This window comes from Nostoc sp. JL31 (assembly GCF_017114965.1).
GTDB classification, from domain to species: domain Bacteria; phylum Cyanobacteriota; class Cyanobacteriia; order Cyanobacteriales; family Nostocaceae; genus Nostoc; species Nostoc punctiforme_A.
The window spans coordinates 1-17,546 of record NZ_JABXKO010000113.1 but is presented as its reverse complement, the minus strand read 5'-3'; the positions used below and the strand labels follow the sequence as shown (position 1 = coordinate 17,546).

The following is a 17,546-nucleotide window of genomic DNA, read 5'->3' as shown; positions in this document are numbered from 1 at the left end:
TCCCCATTCCCTATTCTCACTTAATGCCAGATTGCCAACTACCAACTAGTAACTACAATTTAGCAAATGAATATAGCAGTGGTGGGGTTAAGCCATAAAACAGCCCCAGTAGAAGTCCGGGAAAAACTGAGCATTCCAGAACCACAAATTGAAAGTGCGATCGCTCAACTGGCCAGCTATCCCCATATTGACGAAGTTGCAATTCTTAGCACTTGTAACCGCCTGGAAATTTACATTGTCACCAGTGAAGCAGACCAAGGTATTCGGGAAGTAACGCAGTTTCTTGCGGAATACAGTAAATTGCCCGTGATTTCTCTGCGACAACACTTGTTTATGTTGCTCCATGATGATGCCGTGATGCACGTGATGCGGGTAGCAGGTGGTTTAGATAGTCTGGTACTTGGAGAAGGTCAAATTCTGGCTCAGGTGAAGACTACTCACAAACTGGGACAGCAATATAGCGGTATAAAAACCATTTTGAATCGATTATTTAAACAAGCGCTGACAGCTGGGAAGCGGGTTCGCACTGAAACAAGTATTGGTACTGGGGCTGTCTCGATCAGTTCGGCAGCTGTGGAATTAGCACAGATAAAAGTGGCAAATTTGGCAGCTTGCCGAGTGGTAATTTTGGGTGCTGGCAAAATGTCACGGCTGCTGGTGCAACACCTCATTTCTAAAGGTGCTGTTGAAATTAGTATTGTAAATCGCTCTCGCGATCGCGCCTTAGAATTAACAAAGCAATTCCCTCAACAACCGATCAATATTCATCCGCTATCGGAAATGATGAACGTAATTGCCGATAGTGATTTGGTGTTTACAAGTACTTCGGCAACAGAGCCAATACTTGACCGTGCCAAATTAGAAATGGTTTTAGAAGTTCAGCGCTCTCTAATGTTATTTGATATTTCTGTGCCGCGTAATGTTCATGCGGATGTAAATGAATTGGAAAACGTGCACGCGTTTAATGTGGATGATTTGAAGGCTGTAGTAGCGCAAAACTACGAAAGCCGTCGGAAGATTGCACAAGAAGCTGAGAAACTTTTAGAGGAAGAAGTAGAAGCCTTTGATATTTGGTGGCGCAGTTTAGAAACTGTTAGCACTATTAGCTGTCTGCGAAATAAAGTCGAAACCATCCGCGAACAAGAATTAGAAAAAGCTTTGTCGAGATTGGGTTCGGAATTTGCCGATAAACATCAAGAGGTGATTGAAGCATTAACACGGGGAATTGTCAATAAAATTTTACATGACCCGATGGTGCAATTGCGATCGCAGCAAGATGTGGAAGCTAGACGGCGCTGTATGCAAACTCTGCAAATGCTGTTCAACCTAGATGCAGAGGAACAGTTTAGTTAAATTAAACAACAAGAACCCCGACTTTTGGTGAGAAGTTGGGGTTCTGAGCCAACCAGTTTTAAATTAGATATACTTCTAATTAGATAGACATCTAATTAGAAGTTAGTTATGCAACCAGAGCAATTTAACATCTTACTGCGCTTTTTCAAGGCATTAGCGGATGATAGCCGATTGAAGATTGTAGGTATCCTGGCGAATCAGGAGTGCAGCGTCGAAGAATTGGCGGTGCTACTGCAACTCAAGGAACCGACGGTATCTCATCATTTAGCGAAACTTAAAGAGCTAAATTTGGTGACAATGCGTCCTGAAGGAAATAGCCGCCTGTACCAGTTGGATAGTGAGGCTTTGCAAAGCATTAGTAAGGAAATTTTCACACCTGAGAAAATGGCATCCTTGATAGAGGATGTGGATACTGAGGCTTGGGAAAGCAAAGTGTTGAAAAACTATTTCGAGGGCGATCGCCTCAAAGAAATTCCTGCTAGTCGCAAAAAGCGCTTAGTAATTCTCAAATGGTTAGCAAACCAGTTTGATGTAGGAGTCAACTACCCTGAATGCCTAGTAAATGATATTCTCAAACGCTACCATATTGACTGCGCCACCCTGCGACGGGAGTTGATTGCTTGCCAGTTAATGCAGCGAGAAAATGGGATTTATTGGCGTACAACATAGATATGAAAGATGAATAAACCGCACAATCATAGGTTGTATTTTTATGCAGTTAGAAACACAAAAATTCTATTACACACCTGAAGAATATTTAGAAATTGAAGAAAAGGCAGAATATAAAAGCGAATACCGTGATGGAGAAATTGTACCGATGACGGGTGGCACTACAAATCATAATAAAATTGCTTTGAATTTAGCTGCATCCTTAAAAATTGCTTTAAGGCGTAAAAATTATGATGTTTATATTGGTGATGTGCGTTTGTGGATACCCCGTTATCGGCAGCATACATATCCTGATGTGATGGTGATTGAGGGACAACCTACTTATACGGGAACCAGCACAACAACGGTTATGAACCCGATGTTAATTGCTGAAGTTTTATCTAAATCGACTAAAAATTATGACCAAGGCGATAAGTTTCTTTATTATCGCTCTATTCCAGAATTCAAGGAATATATTTTAATTGACCAATATCAGTATCATGTGATGCAGTATGTAAAAACTGCGGAAAGTCAATGGTCATTTACTGAACTTGAACACGAATCGGCAACTTTATCACTGCAAACGGTTGATTTTCAAATTGATTTGCGTGACCTTTACGAACAAGTCAATTTTGCAGAAAATAACGAAGATTGAAAAATCAACCTCCAATTCACCCCAGCAGATGTTTCATCCAACAAAATTAACTTGAGATTGTTTAGCGAGTAGCTACCAAACTCCTTCACTCAATTTGTGTTTCTTCCTCCGTAAATATAGGAGGCCACAATTCAGTAATAGGCAATTCCCAACCCGGAAAAAGTTCTGTTATGGTTAAAATATCGCCATTTTCTAAAACTCTCGCTTCGCCTGTAGAGCGATAAAGTTCAGTTTTACTTTGAACAAGTAACAGTATTTATGTACTTTTATTTGTCCAAAGTCCGCTCGCTAAATACATTGCATAAACAGAAAGTCAATCACACTCTATTTTCCCAAATAAGCTTCTAGAACTTTGGGATTAGTTTGAATTTCTGCTGGCGTACCATCAGCTAAATTCTGCCCTTCAGCAAGCACCCAAACACGATCGCACAAGGACATAACCACATCCATATTATGTTCAATAATCAGAAAGGTCATTCCGTCTTGACGGTTCCAAGTGATAATGCGATCGCAAATATCATCAATCAGTTTCGGATTCACCCCAGCAGCTGGTTCATCCAACAAAATTAACTTAGGATTAGTCATCAGCGCCCGTCCCATTTCTAGCAGCTTGCGTTGTCCACCAGATAAGCAACCAGCGTAATCGTGTGCTTTTTTTACCAAGCCCACTGATTCTAATAAGTACATTGCTCGCTCTTGCAGTTGCTTTTCTTCCTTAGCGACAATGTGCGGTTGCAACTGCACCTGCCAAAAATTTTCACCTGTTTGTTTTTGCGCCGCTAGCAGCATATTTTCTAACACCGACAACCGCGAGAGAGTCCGTGCAACCTGAAAGGTGCGTATTACTCCCTGCTGGGCGATTTGATATGGTTGCAAATTGTGAATCGGTTCGCCGTCAAAAATCACTCGTCCTTTATCGGGACGAATGAAGTTCGAGAGTAAGTTAAATAAAGTAGTTTTACCAGCACCATTGGGGCCAATCAAGCCCGTAATGCTGCCTTTAGCAACTTCGATTCTGGCCTCATTAACTGCTTTGACACCACCAAAGCTTTTAGAAAGTCCAGTGGCTGCCAGAAGGGGAAGTGGGGATGAATAGTTATTTACCAAGGGTGAGTTCCTCTTTTTTCCCTAAGATACCTTGAGGACGCCAAATCATCAGTACCATCAAAATTAGTCCGATTACCATGATGCGAAATGCGCCCAAACGTGCTTCATCAAGGGAAACGATTCTGGGTAAGACTTCTCGCGTCAGCGCATCGTAAGCAAAGAAAATTACCGCACCTACAATTGTGCCAACATTATTCCCAGAACCGCCTAAAATCACCATAATCCAAGTGTCAAAGGTGATCTGCGGTTGAAAATTATCGGGGTAAATGGCGCTGAGTTGCCAAGCGAAGAAAGCACCAGCGATACCTGCGATCGCACCTCCAAGCATGAGAGATTGTAATTTATACCAAAATACATTTTTTCCCAGCGCTTTGGGAATTTCTTCATCTTCACGGATGGCTTTGAGAATTCTACCCCAAGGCGATCGCACCAAAATTTCTAACCGCCAGTATACAAATGCTAAAACCAGCAGTAACACCAGCATTAAACCCGCTTTTGGGTTGTAGTTATACAGTCCGATTACCCCAGAAATATAAATCGCTGCCGCCAAAAGTGCTAACACAATTCCCACACCCAAGCGGGATATAAATTCTTGCTTGCTAGTCGTCCTTTTGCCTAAATCAGTAGTCCGAGATATTTGAGTGGTACGAATCCATCGCCACAATGTAAAGAAAGTTACAGCAGCCAGGAGCGTTAAAAGCGCAATCATTATTAATCTGACAAACAAACTTGGTTCTGTGGATAGGGGTATGGGATAACTTTGTACACCAAACGCCCCAGAAATCCAAGTATCACCCACAGGTAATTCCTGATTGTTTACCACCAAACGAATTAATTCGCCCGTGCCAATGGTGACAATTCCTAGATAATCTTCTCGTAAGCGGAGAGTGACAAAACCAATTATCAAACCCAATAAGGCGGCGACAATTGCCCCAGCCAGTGCCGATATAAGTAGAGGTACGCCCTTTAAGCTTAACAATACCGTTGTATATGCTCCCAGAGTCATGAAAGCAATATGACCAAAGTTAATTAATCCTGTAAAGCCCCACTGTAAATTCAGTCCTAGTGCGAATAGAGCAAAAAGTGCTGTAGAAATTGCTAAGAAAATGAGATAGTCAACCATATTAAATTATTTGGGAATTGGGAATTGGGAATTGGGAATTGGGAATTGGGCATTGGGAATTGGGAATTGGGAATTGGGCATGGGAAAGAGGACTTGGGGACAAGGAGAAAGACTTGTTATAAGTTCTAAACTTTTGTCACCTTGTCCCCCTTGTGCCCCTTTGCCCTCCTCGCCGGGCGAATAAATTTTAGCGTAGCTTGAGCGTAGCTAATTTTATGGGAATACTATTTATTGTTGGTGTTTGGTTGTAGGGAATAATTAACGTATGAATTTGCTGCGACTTAGAATGCATCACTTAATCGAGCAGTTAGGCGATGACGATTTGCAAGATATTTGGAACGTTCTCGAAGCTTTACATTATGACTTTTATATGCTTAAAGCCATACAAAAAGTCAAGCGATCGCAGCAACCGTGGGATATTTTAACCCACGAAGAAGCGGTAAGACTGTTGATGTTTTTCTGATTCAGCAGCGCTTTTGAGCTAGTGACAGTGGCCCCTCAAGTTTTGGTGAAGGTAACGCCCAGTGAGTCTGGAAATGCGCTATGCCAGGTCTTTTTTGCTAGACCTGAAGAATTTAGAACCTGCCGCCTACGAGCGGGTGCATGATTTTGTTTTTATTGAGTTAGCCCAAAAGTGGCAACTGAGTGATCTAAAAGAACTGCGACAGCTTGATAATGAAGGCATTTTTCACCGCTTCACCCTGGATAATTACCTGATTGGTATAGAAATTAGGGGTGAAATTGTGAAATTTCTGCGTGTCATCCCTATGCCAGATGTTTAAAGTCAAGAGTCAATCAATTTTGGATTTTGGAATTGCGGATTTTGGATTTGTTCCACCCACGTTCGCTTTCTTGGCACGTTCGCGGTAGCGTCTGGTAAAGAAGTGCGGGGCATCAACCGAAATAATTTTTAATCTAAAATCTAAAATCTAAAATCTAAAATTGGCACGGTCAAGGGAACACTTAAAACTGTAAACTGTATAAGGCTAGGCAGGGATCGCTATAACCTTACATTAAACTGGTTTTTGAAATAACACTTTATTTGAGATTTCCCTATGGATGCTAGGGCACTTTGGCAAAGATACCAAAACTGGTTATATTTCCACGAGGGATTGGGACTGTACTTAGACATAAGTCGGATGCGGTTCGATGATGCCTTCGTGGATTCGTTGCGGCCGAAGTTTGACAAGGCGTTTGCGGATATGGCTCAACTAGAGAAGGGTGCGATCGCAAATCCCGACGAGAACCGCATGGTTGGACATTACTGGCTGCGAAATCCTGATTTAGCGCCAGCTCCAGAACTTACACAAGAAATAGTCCAAACCCTAGAACTAATCGAAGCCTTTGCGGAAAAAGTCCAAACAGGTGCTATTCATCCTCCCAGAGCAAGCCGCTTCACGGATATTATCTCCATCGGCATTGGTGGTTCCGCTCTCGGCCCCCAATTTGTCGCGGAAGCTCTCGCTCCTGATTTCCCACCCCTGAAACTTCACTTTATCGATAACAACGATCCCGCAGGTATCGATCGCGTTCTCAATCATCTACGGAATAGCCTCGCCAGCACTTTGGTTTTGGTGATCTCCAAATCTGGGGGAACGCCAGAACCTCGCAACGGCATGATTGAAGTTAAAAAAGCCTACGCCGGACACAATTTGGAATTTGCTCAATATGCGGTAGCAATTACCAGCGTTGATAGCAACCTCGATAAGCTGGCCAAAGATGAAGGCTGGTTGGCGAGATTTCCGATGTATGACTGGGTAGGAGGACGCACCTCAGAAATGTCTGCTGTAGGGCTAGTACCAGCGGCATTACAGGGCATTGATGTCCGTGCTATCCTAGATGGCGCAAAAGAGATGGATGACGCTACCCGCGTCCCAGATGTGAAAAATAACCCAGCAGCCTTGCTTGCTTTGTCTTGGTACTTTGCAGGTAATGGAAAGGGCGAAAAAGATATGGTTGTCCTACCTTACAAGGACAGCTTATTTTTATTCAGTCGCTATTTGCAACAGCTGGTGATGGAATCCTTGGGTAAGGAAAAAGACTTAGATGGCAACGTTGTCCATCAAGGTATCGCCGTCTACGGCAACAAAGGCTCAACAGATCAACACGCTTATGTCCAGCAGTTACGCGAGGGTGTAGCGAATTTCTTTGCTACCTTCATCGAAGTGTTGGAAGATCGTCAAGGTCCATCCACTGAAATAGATCCAGGAGTTACATCAGGCGATTATCTTTCCGGTTTTCTCCAAGGAACCCGACAAGCGCTTTATGAAAATCACCGCGATTCGATTACAGTCACGATTCCCCAAGTTAATCCCCGAACTGTAGGGGCATTAATTGCTTTGTATGAACGTGCTGTTGGTTTATATGCTAGTTTGGTCAACGTCAACGCCTACCATCAACCAGGAGTAGAAGCTGGCAAAAAAGCTGCCGCCTCCATTCTTGATTTGCAAACACGAGTGGTAGCAGTGCTACAAAAAGAAAAAACTCCCCTTTCTCTTGACGAACTCGCCGAGAAGGCAGGCGCATCAGACCAAGTTGAGGCAATTTACAAGATTTTGCGTCACATCCATGCCAATCAGCGGGGTGTCGTTTTACAAGGCGATCTTCAGAAACCCGGTAGTTTGACCGTTTCTGCTAGCTGATAGCTTTAGTCTAAATTCTCACATTTTGTCCAGAATTGTTGTTGAGACAACAATTTTTTATTGTGAAGCATCCTAAATAGAAGATATATCTTCTGTCTAGGATGCTTCACTGTATGTATAGTTCGTAATTCGTAATGACGCTCTCTACGAGACGCTAAAAGCGTAGCTTGCTTCTCTGTAAGAGTACGCGGACTCGCTACCGCTGCGCTAACGTAATTCGTAATTAAGTTTCATAACTCAATACTGTTGAGTTAAGTATTGCTTTCTTCTCTTCCTTTGCCTAACTACGAATTATTTTAATTATGAATTGCCATCAGGCGTTGATTAAAGTAACTCTTGGGTAAGAAACAGCGATCGGGTAAAAAAGGATTGTTGAGATTTTGACATAAGAAAGTACTGGGTTTATCCCGATGACAAAATGGTGGCACAATTCCCCAGTGTTCTGCTAACCAAATCCAGTATCCTGTTTCAATTCTGCCATAGCTTGATACTGTGAGAATCTCTCCAACGCTGTTGTTAATAGATACTAAATTTGATGATGATTTGATGTCAATTAGCAGCCAAGCTAACTCATCTACAGAAAAGTAATAGCCATTTTCGGCAGCGATGTCGATGAACTGCTGTGGCTCTTTAGCTATTAGTAATTTTTCTTTGAGAGATGGCGTTTTTTGTGCAAAATCAAAAAGATCCCAAATCTGTCTTCTCGTAACTAGAAACCAGCCAAGTTCTTCTGCGGTCAAATTATAACCGTTTTCTCTTGCTAACTTAAGAAACGGTTCAAGGCTATCGGTTTCTGCTAGTTGACTTTTTAACTGGAAAGTTTGCTCTACTAATGACAAGAAATCAATATTTTTTTGCCATGTAACTTTGTCAAAGTTTTTGTTAACTTTGATTTTTTCTTTCCAATAAATGTATTTATCTTCTTTAAGAAAGAAATTCCAAATTTGATAATACATGGGTCATCTTGCCTAAGTTTTCAACTTGTTAGAGGTTTGTGATTAATGAACACCAGTGTAGTAAGTATAATGTATTTATTCGACAGTAATAGAGCATTATCTAATGTAAATGAAGTTACACAGTGGTTAAGTGTAAATTTTTAGTAAAGTTTATCACTATAAATAATATTTACTGAGATAAAGATAAAAGATTGCGATGCTTTCAGGTGGGCTGTGCCTAAGATTATTATTGCTTCTCATAAAATAAAATTAAGTCAATAGATAGTATTAATTATTCATGAAGGAATTAACTGTAAAGCAATCTGCACTTTAGTTATTTTGAAACGAAGTGCATACTACTACGGAGAAGAAAGCTGCGTATAGCGTCTTATAGAGAAGTTAAAAGAAAAAATAAAAGTACTTTTAAAGACTATAAACTTCAGTATAATTATCTAGTTCATCAAAGCGATCGCCTGTATCTTCCTGTAAACTAAAGTTAAAGTGATCGCCTTTATATTTCTGTAAAATAAAGTTAAGACAGCATTAACAAATAGGGCTAATTACTATGGCTGAATCAACTGCAAAACAACCTGCACGTCGAGGCAGAATCTTTCCAGAACGAATTTTACCACCAGAAGAACTTGCTAGACGCAAAGCTGAAGATGAGGCATTTTATCAGCGCTGTCGGGAAATTTTTGAGCGTGTACGTCCCGATTTGATTAAGGAGCACTATGGCTGGTATATTGCAGTAGAGCCAAATAGTGGTGATTACTTAATTGATGTGGATAAAATGCAAGCTCATAAAAAATCCCTTGAAAAATACTCAAATAGTAGACATTGTGTATTCTGTTTAAATGAAACAGGAACAACTGGCACAATATGATTCAAGGGGATTTTGGAGATAATGGGCAACTATTTTTTGAAATTGATTTGATTACATCTGATGGATTAGATTTGCCTGTAGATGCTATGTTGGATACTGGTTTTACAGGCTTTATGGCTATTAACAAACAAGATTTAGAGGGTCTAGACTGGTTTTATATCGGTGAGGAATCTTTACGAGCTGCTAAGGGAGAATCAAGATTTGATATTTATTTAGGCAAGGTGATATTAAACGAACAAGAGTATGAAATTAACGTTTATGTGGGCAATGAAATTACGGAAGTATTGTTAGGCTCAGAATGGCTAAAAATTCTGCCGTTGGTGGTGAATTATCAGGCTGGTATATTAACTTTAGGATAACTGCGATCGCAGTTATTTTTAAATGAATAGCAGATACCCAGATAAAGCATAAGTAAAAAAATTTACTATATTTAGTTAATAGGTAAATCTCGGAGAAAGTAAAAGCGATCGCTATTCAAATTCTTTGAATTTAAATATTGTTACAATAAGGTTAAATCTGTCAATAAATAGGAATATAAATCATGAATATCCAAATTAAACCTGAACTTGAGCAAATTATCCAAGCGCAAATTGCTACAGGTAGATATGCGAATCCTGAAGAAGTTATTAGTAAAGCATTGAAGTTGCTATTAGAGTGGGAAAAAGGTTATCAGCAATGGGTTGAAGAAACACGCGACAAAGTTGAGGTTGCTATCGATCAACTGGATAGAGGGGAAGGGATTGATGGGAAAGTTGTAGTTGAACAATTGCGAGAAAAACTGCGTAAAGCAAGAGAATTACAAGGATGAAGCAACATATCATCTCTCCAAAAGCCAGTCAAGATTTATCAGAAATTATTGATTATTTTGTCAAGATAAATATTGATGCTGGGGAGGATTTTATTAATAAGTTTGAGAAAAAGTGTAAATATTTAGCTAATTTTCCCAAGATGGGACGTAGCTACGGAAATATTAAACCTGATTTGCGCGGTGTTCCTTTGGATAATTATATTGTTCTTTATCGACTTATAAATAATGGAATTGAAATTGTCCGTGTAGTTAGTGGTTATCAAAATTTGGAATCTTTATTTGCAGAATCAGATGAGTAAGTTGATATTTGAGTTTATTGCTAATTATCTCCTAGCTTATTTTAGATTCGTTAATCAATCACTCAGAAAGTAAAAGCGATAACTATGGCTGGCTACGCCTACGCACTTCAGTTATTTTGAAACGAGCCGCCTTCGCGCAGCGTCTCGGAGAGAAGACGCAGAAAACGCAGAGAGAAGAAAAGAGATAGATTTTACTATCTTTAGTTAATAAGTAAATTGCGGAGAAAGTAAAAGCGATCGCTCTTCCAATCACTACCCTTAATTCGCCCTAAGTAGCCTGTTAAGGGTGAGGAAAGTTCTATCAGTAAATCGTGAACTGCTTCATCATTTAGCTTGGGGTTATGAGTGGTATTGGCATTATAATGAACACGAGTTTCTGTAACTGTGAAACCTTGATGTGTAGCTTTTGAACTTTGGTTATCTTGTTCAGAGAGTTCTTTGACTACTGTGATAATCTGCGATCGCAGACTCATCTCTTTATAAACTTGGTCAATATATTTTTCTACTTCCTCATCAGATTGACCTGCTTTTAAATATTCTTTTAGCTTAAATAAGTCTATTGAGTTACGATGGTTGCTTTGCAATTTAACTAACTTCTCAAGCGTTTCTGGATTAATGATAGCCATATTGTGTACTTTTGCAGCGTCCTGTAGTTGGGTTGTTGCTTGACCAGGGCCGATAATTAATTTAGTGGCTTGATTAAAAAGGTCTGGTCGGCGTAGTGTTCCCAAATTCAACAGTTGCACTGCGGTAGGATTGGGAATTTTTTTACCTGCTTTACACTCACCAAAAAGCGGATATGGTTTAGAACAAAATAAATCTAAACCACCAGCACCGCCTTTGTGAGCATAGTCAATCGTAAATCCTAGAAACTCTAAGCTATCACGCACTATATTTTCAAAATCTGTCCCAGCTTGATAATTATTTTTCCACTCATCTTCTTGTTTGCTACGATTACCCAATGCTGCAATATTATTTATCCAAGCTAAATCTGGATCGGGTTGCTTAATTAGCTTTTCACTACTCCAACCTAAGAATACCTTCATATCGTCATCTAATTGTTTAGCTGCTGGTTGGCTAATGCTTAGGGATGCGATCGCACTCTGCAATTCTTCCAATTCATGATACAGCGAGGGTTCTAGCTTTTCTAATTGGTGTTTGCGTTGGGCGAAGGTGCGATCGTTTAATATAGGTGTTGCTTCCGAAACCGTTAGAGAATTAGGTAAACTAACAAATTTTCCTAGCTTTTCCTGAATGTTGGGATTAACTGATATTTCTTGTAACTGAGGTAACTGATAGACGCGCAAGTAAGCCAGGAAAAGATATTGTTGTTTTTGTAGTATCTCCTTTAATACTTGTGGTGTCCATATTGTTAATTTAGACAAAATTTCTAATGGTTTAGTCTCGTCTAAAATTTGGCAAAGCTCACATTTAGCCCAAGCTTTAATTGAAGCTGAAGAATCAGCAGGATAAAGTGCAAATCTCTGCCCAGGACGAATAAACATCCTGGGTAAAGCTGCAATTGTTCGCCCCTGTATTAAGGCTTCAATATCAGGGACGGGTAGACATAGTGCTGTTGGAATTGAAAACTGCTGATTCATTTATAGTTAGCTATAGATTGAGGGCGATATTATCAGCATTAGCAACACTTTGAGGAATACTAATAGGTAATCCATCATCAGTTAAATTAGTAGGTTCTTGCCCAGATGGATCGCTGAGTATTTCTCTAATCAAAGGATTATTTATTGCTAGTTTTTCTTGGCCAATAAAATCAAATATCTGTTCATCTGTCAGGTCGTAACTCTCACTGTTATACCAAACAAAATAGATAGCTAAAAGAGGTTTAATGTCTTGGCTTTGCAAGGCTACCCATTCTCCACCCTTTTGTTGCAAAAGTAATCTTAAATGCTTTCTAGCTAATACTGCATTTTGACTAATTATCTTTGAACGCACTAAGCAACCGCGAGTTAGGTTAAATGTTTTGTAATCAATTAGTCGTCCCAAGGCAGCACCTATAACAGTGCGATCTTGCTGAACTACATCTAATCCAATCCTCACTTTATTCTTATTGCCGATAATTTTGAAATCCATAAAGCCATTATTTGCTGCACTAGGCTCTACTTCTTGAATTGATTCGATTGTTACTCCCTCTACAGTTTCACCTATTAAACTATTGAAAGCCACCCAAAGAGCGTCAGTAATTGTTGCTTCTTCTTCCATTAATGAATCAATAGAAACCTCAACATTTGCTAATTCATTATCGAAGTATGGTTGAACCGTATGGATTGTTGTAGATTTAGTAGTTGTTGTAGTGTTTGTTGTTGAATTTGTCGGATTATCAATAATAGGAGAATTAGGTACAAAATTCTCTGCACACCATTTCAAAACTGACCTAACTGTAGGTCTACTCTTACCAAGCTCTCTGAGTTTAGTTTCATCAAATGGATAAAGAGGATGAGGCGGGGTTTGTTGATGTTCCTCATAAAAATCTTGTAACCATTGACTAACTAGAGCAACAATATCATCAGAATTTAGATACTTTAATGCAATTGGTTGCCTATCAGCTTGTTCACTTGCTAATCTATCAACAACTGCTTCAGCTTCTGGTAAAGCCTTGATTTGGTCTTCCCAGGTACGAGGATACATTGCTAACAGTAAAACACCTTGTTTAAGACTGTTATATAAATCCTTAACTAAGTTTGCGATAACTTGTGCTGCTAAAAATCCATTATCAGCAGCATCTGCAATATCTAATTCGTCAAAACAAATCACTGGAACTCGATAATAGCTAGTGATATCTAGAATTTGACGAACATTGCTTAATGCTTCACCTTCTCTATCCTCGCTTTTAGGATTTGGCAATCCCATTGCTTCAGCTTGTGATTGTGCTAATTCTAAACCAGATAACCAATAGCTTGCATAATTAATATGGACTGGAGAAAGTGTCCACAAAATTGCTTTAACTATGTAAGAGTTGGTTATTTCAGGCTTGACTTTCAGAACACTTTCTGTTAGATGAACTATAGCTTTAGTTGAGTGTTGGCTCAACCAACCTGGATACATATTAATATACTGTTGTGGCGTATAGTTCCATTGCTTTGCTTCGTTAATTAAAGCTGCTGCAATTTCCTGCCATTGCATTACTTTTTGACTACCAAAAGCTCTGAGACTGGAGGCGACACTTTGCAGAAATAGAGACTTAATTTGATTCAAGTTATCATACTTACTCATATAGATAAATAAGCTACTATCTTCTGTCTGTAATCGATGGCGAATCCTACTAATAATATGGCTTTTACCTAACCCTTTTTCTGCTGTAATTGTGATACCTACAGTTTCACGTTTTCCTTTACTGACTTTATCAACAGCATCAAAAACTGCATTAGAAGCATGAGCATTAATTGAGGGAACATCAGGAAAACTTTTACCCCATATTTGTTGGGGTCTGACCACAATATGTCCTGCAAAAGGGTTTTGATTTTGAATCAGATCATCAATGGTAGATGCGGTGACAGTCATAGTGTTGTGAAGTTAATGTATGAAGAGTCAAATAAGGTTTAAGAGGTTATTTGAAAAGTCTAATTTATTACTAGCCGGGCGACTAGAAGTCGCGGCTATACAGTCAAAACCCACCTCCGTGGGTTAGAAAACCCTTGATTTTGTATTAGTCCACGGAGGTGGACTTAGTTTGTGTAGTAGCGAATTCTATTCGCCCAATACTTTTCAAACATCCTTTAAGGTTTCAGACGTGTGGCGTAGCAGCGTAATCCATCTAATTCTGTAGCTACCGAATCTTCAATTTTGTCGGGTGCGCTGTCTTCTACACTCCCGCCCTGTAGTTGCAAAATATCGTTAGCTTGCGTTTCCAGCAGCCAATCATTAAACTCTGTACGACTCACGCGATCACCAATTCCTCTTCTAATGCGATAAATTGGCACTAGATTATTAAAGTTGTATTCATAGTTCAACTTGTCGTAGACTTCCAACGCCACTGACTTAAACTCGTCATAAGATGAAAGCTTAGCTAACACATCCTTCCCATTAACTGGTACATCTGCACTATCTACCGCCACATCAACCTGACTAATCCACTTCACCAACGCATTCGCCGCCCAAGTACCGACAATTGTCCCTTCAAACTTAAACTCGCCACTTCTCAAACCCTCACTCAATACCTCTAAACCCTTGCCAGATGTCAGAGAATATCCCTTTTTGGAGATTGCGATCGCACCCTGCTTCTGTAATTCCTCGAATATGCCCTGATAATCTGCTACCTTTTGGCTTTTGGATACAATTCGCTTAGTGAGTTGACCCTTCTTAACTTCCTGCTGCATTCCTCCCAAATCCCACAAAGCCAAAAGAAGACGAGTGCTAGTGTTTTTTAATGTCATATTGAGTATATTTTTTGGCAGAAAGCATCATAGTAACTGTATCTTTCTAAGTTATTTATGCAGAAAAAATAACCGAGAAATTGCTGAATATTTCGGCGTTTCAGCTAAATAGACTCATAAAAAATCAATAATATATTTCCTTGGGATGAATACGATTTCTCTCAAAGGCGGGATGGAATACTTGAGAAAATCCACGAATATAAAAGAGAAACGCTGTAGCTGTGCAGTTGTAAATTAAGTGGTATATGTTTTTTCAAATCCAAGCGAAATAACAGGAATTCCAACTTTGTTTTTGCAACAGCAAGGCTTTTAGCAAATACAGGTGAGAACGAAATCCAATGAACACAATATATAAAGAACGTAAAATAGTTTCGCGTCTATTTGCAGTGCTGCTTTCGGCATTGTTAATGGTGCCCTTGCTGAGTAGTTGCGGAGGCGGTTCCCAAAAGGCTAATGTTCCACCACCAGTAGATGACACCATTGGTAGAACAGTAAGCGATCGCAAGACTACAAGCCAAACTGAAGTTAAGAAAGGATTGGGTACAGGGCAAAAAGTGGCACTTTTGGCAGGAGCTGCGGCACTTTACTATATGTACAACCAACATAAAAATGCTCCGCAAGAAGGAGCGCAAGGTAAATACTATCTATCCAAGAATGGGCGTGTATATTATCGTGATGCTGAACATCGCGCTCACTGGGTAACGCCACCATCAGAAGGAATTAGAGTACCAGAATCTGAAGCACAAAAATATCGGGAATTCCAAGGCTATAACCGGAGTGCTACAGGTCGCGATCTCACTGGTATAACTTCATCCGCAGCTCCAGCACTCTAGATCGGCGAAGCGTGTGTATAAAGCGGGTTTCCTGGAGGATAACGCCGATCGCGCCCGTCGGAAACACGAACTTAAATCAGGAGACAGATTATGGTAAATGAATTTTTCCGAAAGGCGAAAGACTTACTTTTGGGATCAAACAGCGATCAAGCCGATCAAGATGCCGAATTCCGCGATCGCGATGTACGTCCAGCCAGCGAAGATCCCTACGGCGATCCCGCAGACCCGGCATCTTACGGCGATGTCCGCCCAGCCAGTGAAGACCCCTACGGCGATCCCGCAGATATCTCATCTTACGGTAATGTACGTCCAGCTAGCGAAGACCCTTATGGCGACCCCGCCGACACAGGGGAGTTTGGTGATGTACGGCCAGCCAGCGAAGACCCCTACGGCGACCCCGCAGATCAGGATTCTCGCCGTTAACGCAAAACCAATCTGGTGATATTGGTTTTCATCGGGTGATGAATTTTGGAATAACAAATAAGGCAGTGGGATTTGAACCTACTGCTTTTTATTTTGACTACTATTTATACAAATTAAAAATTACGAATTATTTCCTGCGATCGCTCAATATTTTGACGCACAGATCGAGCCGAAGTATGCAAACCCTCTCTTTCTTCATCAGTCAGCGTCAATTCCAAAATACTCTCAATTCCACCGCATCCCAATCGGCAGGGAACACCAATTACAACATCATCTAAACCGTATTCACCTTGCAGATACGCCGCTACAGGCAACAACCGCGACTGATTTATATAAAATCGATTCTACCATCACACTAGTAGCCGATGCTGGAGCAAAAAAAGCACCACCCATCTGCATCAATTCCACAATTTCGGCGCCACCGTTGCGAGTTCTTTTTACCAAGTGTTCAATTGTGGCTGCATCCAGCAATTCAGTAATGGGAATGCCGTTAACGGTAGCATAACGAGACAAGGGAACCATTAAATCGCCGTGGCTACCCAATACCATTGCTTTGACATCAGCAGGTAAAACGCCCAATTCTAGGGCAATGAAGGTTTCAAAACGGGCGGAATCTAAGACACCAGCCATACCCATAATGCGATGTCTAGCGACAAGCCCCTTCGGTCTACGCGTGGTAAACCTGTTGCTTGCCAAGCTAAATAAGTCATCACATCTAACGGGTTGGTGACGACAATAAAAATAGCATTGGGAGAATGAGCGATGTCTACGACGGGCTACGCCTACGCATTTTTTGCAGCTTCCACCACAATTTTGGCATTGGTTTTCAGCAAATCATCCCGACTCATCCCTGGTTTTCGGGGAAGTCCGGCAGTAATCACCACAATTTGAGAACCAGATGTATCAGCATAATTATTTGTGCCAATAATCTGGCGATTATGTATTTCAATTCCCCTGGCTTCCATCAAATCCAGCGCCAAACCTTGAGGCATTCCCGTAATAATATCTAGTAAAACTACATCTGCCAGGTTTTTCTCTGCAACCCGTTGAGCTAAAGTACTGCCAACCCTACACGCACCCACGATGGTGACACGAGGTAAATTACAGACAATTGGGGAGCTAGGGGAAGAAGACATAAATTAAGATGCGATTTTTATCAACAAGAATTCAGGAGTCAGAATAAATGCTGAATTCTGAATTCTGACTCCTGAATTATGACTTCTGAATTCTTTTTACTTATTTAAACTCTTCAAGTTGATCCACACGTAACCAAACATTTGGTGTTGGTACTTTCCCAAACTTAATCAGGGCGTAATCACCTTTGACATCTACAATTTCGCCCTTGGTTTCAAACAAATAAGAAGGAAAGCGAGGATCACTGGCTTTAGCCTGGTTGAGTCGATGGGGGATATTATTCCCCGCACCTCTCAGTTAGATCCGTGCGTA

General features: G+C 40.5%; 18 protein-coding genes and 2 pseudogenes. 12 read left to right on the top strand and 8 right to left on the bottom strand.

Annotated features, from left to right (window positions below; translation table 11 throughout):
• Positions 1–66 precede the first annotated feature (66 nt).
• The 3 genes from HWQ43_RS28950 (at position 67) to HWQ43_RS28940 (ending at position 2,656) form a co-directional block, all read left to right on the top strand.
• Positions 67–1,353 carry a glutamyl-tRNA reductase gene (locus tag HWQ43_RS28950; RefSeq protein ID WP_292740073.1) on the top strand — a complete coding sequence of 429 codons (1,287 nt, stop codon included), beginning with the start codon at positions 67–69 and terminating at the stop codon, positions 1,351–1,353.
• Positions 1,354–1,461: 108 nt separating this feature from the next.
• Positions 1,462–2,022 (top strand): metalloregulator ArsR/SmtB family transcription factor, encoded by a 561-nt coding sequence (locus HWQ43_RS28945; RefSeq protein ID WP_292740071.1) that lies wholly within the window; start codon positions 1,462–1,464, stop codon positions 2,020–2,022.
• Positions 2,023–2,065: 43 nt separating this feature from the next.
• Entirely contained in the window at positions 2,066–2,656 is a 591-nt protein-coding gene (locus HWQ43_RS28940; RefSeq protein ID WP_292740069.1) for a Uma2 family endonuclease, read from the top strand.
• 324 nt (positions 2,657–2,980) lie between these two features.
• On the opposite strand, the gene HWQ43_RS28935 is transcribed toward HWQ43_RS28940, so the two are convergent.
• Both HWQ43_RS28935 and HWQ43_RS28930 read right to left on the bottom strand, forming a co-directional pair.
• The gene (locus HWQ43_RS28935; protein WP_292740067.1) at positions 2,981–3,763 is read right to left on the bottom strand and encodes an ABC transporter ATP-binding protein; all 783 of its coding nucleotides are present in this window, start codon (positions 3,761–3,763) and stop codon (positions 2,981–2,983) included.
• Positions 3,753–4,886 carry a branched-chain amino acid ABC transporter permease gene (locus tag HWQ43_RS28930; protein WP_292740065.1) on the bottom strand — a complete coding sequence of 378 codons (1,134 nt, stop codon included), beginning with the start codon at positions 4,884–4,886 and terminating at the stop codon, positions 3,753–3,755. Before HWQ43_RS28930 ends, HWQ43_RS28935 begins: the two co-directional genes overlap by 11 nt.
• Positions 4,887–5,151: 265 nt before the next feature.
• On the opposite strand from HWQ43_RS28930, the gene HWQ43_RS28925 reads away from it, so the two are divergent.
• From HWQ43_RS28925 to HWQ43_RS28915, 3 genes are all read left to right on the top strand, one after another.
• The gene (locus HWQ43_RS28925) at positions 5,152–5,349 is read left to right on the top strand and encodes a hypothetical protein (protein WP_104907481.1); all 198 of its coding nucleotides are present in this window, start codon (positions 5,152–5,154) and stop codon (positions 5,347–5,349) included.
• Between the two features lie 61 nt (positions 5,350–5,410).
• Positions 5,411–5,668, top strand: a complete 258-nt coding sequence (locus tag HWQ43_RS28920; protein WP_174712487.1) for a cytotoxic translational repressor of toxin-antitoxin stability system — start codon at positions 5,411–5,413, stop codon at positions 5,666–5,668.
• Between the two features lie 273 nt (positions 5,669–5,941).
• A complete protein-coding gene (locus tag HWQ43_RS28915; protein WP_292740061.1) occupies positions 5,942–7,528 on the top strand; it encodes a glucose-6-phosphate isomerase in 1,587 nt (528 codons plus the stop codon).
• Positions 7,529–7,824: 296 nt separating this feature from the next.
• Here the strand turns inward: HWQ43_RS28915 and HWQ43_RS28910 are convergent, their stop codons facing one another.
• The gene (locus HWQ43_RS28910) at positions 7,825–8,484 is read right to left on the bottom strand and encodes a Nif11-like leader peptide family natural product precursor (RefSeq protein WP_292740059.1); all 660 of its coding nucleotides are present in this window, start codon (positions 8,482–8,484) and stop codon (positions 7,825–7,827) included.
• A gap of 544 nt (positions 8,485–9,028) precedes the next feature.
• Here HWQ43_RS28910 and HWQ43_RS28905 point away from each other — a divergent pair.
• From HWQ43_RS28905 to HWQ43_RS28890, 4 genes are all read left to right on the top strand, one after another.
• Complete coding sequence (locus HWQ43_RS28905; protein ID WP_292740057.1) at positions 9,029–9,346, top strand: hypothetical protein; 318 nt, start codon at positions 9,029–9,031, stop codon at positions 9,344–9,346.
• Entirely contained in the window at positions 9,343–9,705 is a 363-nt protein-coding gene (locus HWQ43_RS28900; RefSeq protein ID WP_292740055.1) for an aspartyl protease, read from the top strand. Before HWQ43_RS28905 ends, HWQ43_RS28900 begins: the two co-directional genes overlap by 4 nt.
• 182 nt (positions 9,706–9,887) lie before the next feature.
• Complete coding sequence (locus HWQ43_RS28895) at positions 9,888–10,154, top strand: type II toxin-antitoxin system ParD family antitoxin (protein ID WP_292740053.1); 267 nt, start codon at positions 9,888–9,890, stop codon at positions 10,152–10,154.
• Entirely contained in the window at positions 10,151–10,453 is a 303-nt protein-coding gene (locus HWQ43_RS28890) for a type II toxin-antitoxin system RelE/ParE family toxin (RefSeq protein WP_292740051.1), read from the top strand. The genes HWQ43_RS28895 and HWQ43_RS28890 overlap by 4 nt, the downstream gene beginning before the upstream one ends.
• A gap of 200 nt (positions 10,454–10,653) precedes the next feature.
• Here HWQ43_RS28890 and HWQ43_RS28885 read toward each other — a convergent pair whose 3' ends face one another.
• The 3 genes from HWQ43_RS28885 to HWQ43_RS28875 all read right to left on the bottom strand — a co-directional run bounded on the left by HWQ43_RS28885 (position 10,654) and on the right by HWQ43_RS28875 (position 14,844).
• On the bottom strand, positions 10,654–12,054 hold the full coding sequence (locus HWQ43_RS28885) for a DUF1802 family protein (RefSeq protein ID WP_292740049.1): 1,401 nt from the start codon (positions 12,052–12,054) through the stop codon (positions 10,654–10,656).
• Positions 12,055–12,064: 10 nt separating this feature from the next.
• Entirely contained in the window at positions 12,065–13,972 is a 1,908-nt protein-coding gene (locus HWQ43_RS28880; RefSeq protein ID WP_292740047.1) for a hypothetical protein, read from the bottom strand.
• 215 nt (positions 13,973–14,187) lie between these two features.
• The gene (locus HWQ43_RS28875) at positions 14,188–14,844 is read right to left on the bottom strand and encodes a hypothetical protein (RefSeq protein WP_292740045.1); all 657 of its coding nucleotides are present in this window, start codon (positions 14,842–14,844) and stop codon (positions 14,188–14,190) included.
• Between the two features lie 338 nt (positions 14,845–15,182).
• On the opposite strand from HWQ43_RS28875, the gene HWQ43_RS28870 reads away from it, so the two are divergent.
• Together HWQ43_RS28870 and HWQ43_RS28865 are read left to right on the top strand one after the other, a co-directional pair.
• Positions 15,183–15,677, top strand: a complete 495-nt coding sequence (locus HWQ43_RS28870) for a hypothetical protein (RefSeq protein WP_292740044.1) — start codon at positions 15,183–15,185, stop codon at positions 15,675–15,677.
• A gap of 90 nt (positions 15,678–15,767) precedes the next feature.
• Positions 15,768–16,100, top strand: a complete 333-nt coding sequence (locus tag HWQ43_RS28865) for a translation initiation factor (protein WP_292740042.1) — start codon at positions 15,768–15,770, stop codon at positions 16,098–16,100.
• A 113-nt stretch (positions 16,101–16,213) separates the two neighbouring features.
• On the opposite strand, the pseudogene mdh reads toward HWQ43_RS28865, so the two are convergent.
• Together mdh and HWQ43_RS28855 are read right to left on the bottom strand one after the other, a co-directional pair.
• Positions 16,214–17,236: pseudogene (gene mdh, locus HWQ43_RS28860) on the bottom strand (malate dehydrogenase).
• Positions 17,237–17,336: 100 nt separating this feature from the next.
• A pseudogene (locus HWQ43_RS28855) lies at positions 17,337–17,492 on the bottom strand (NAD(P)H-quinone oxidoreductase subunit O); the annotation flags it as partial.
• Positions 17,493–17,546: the final 54 nt, after the last annotated feature.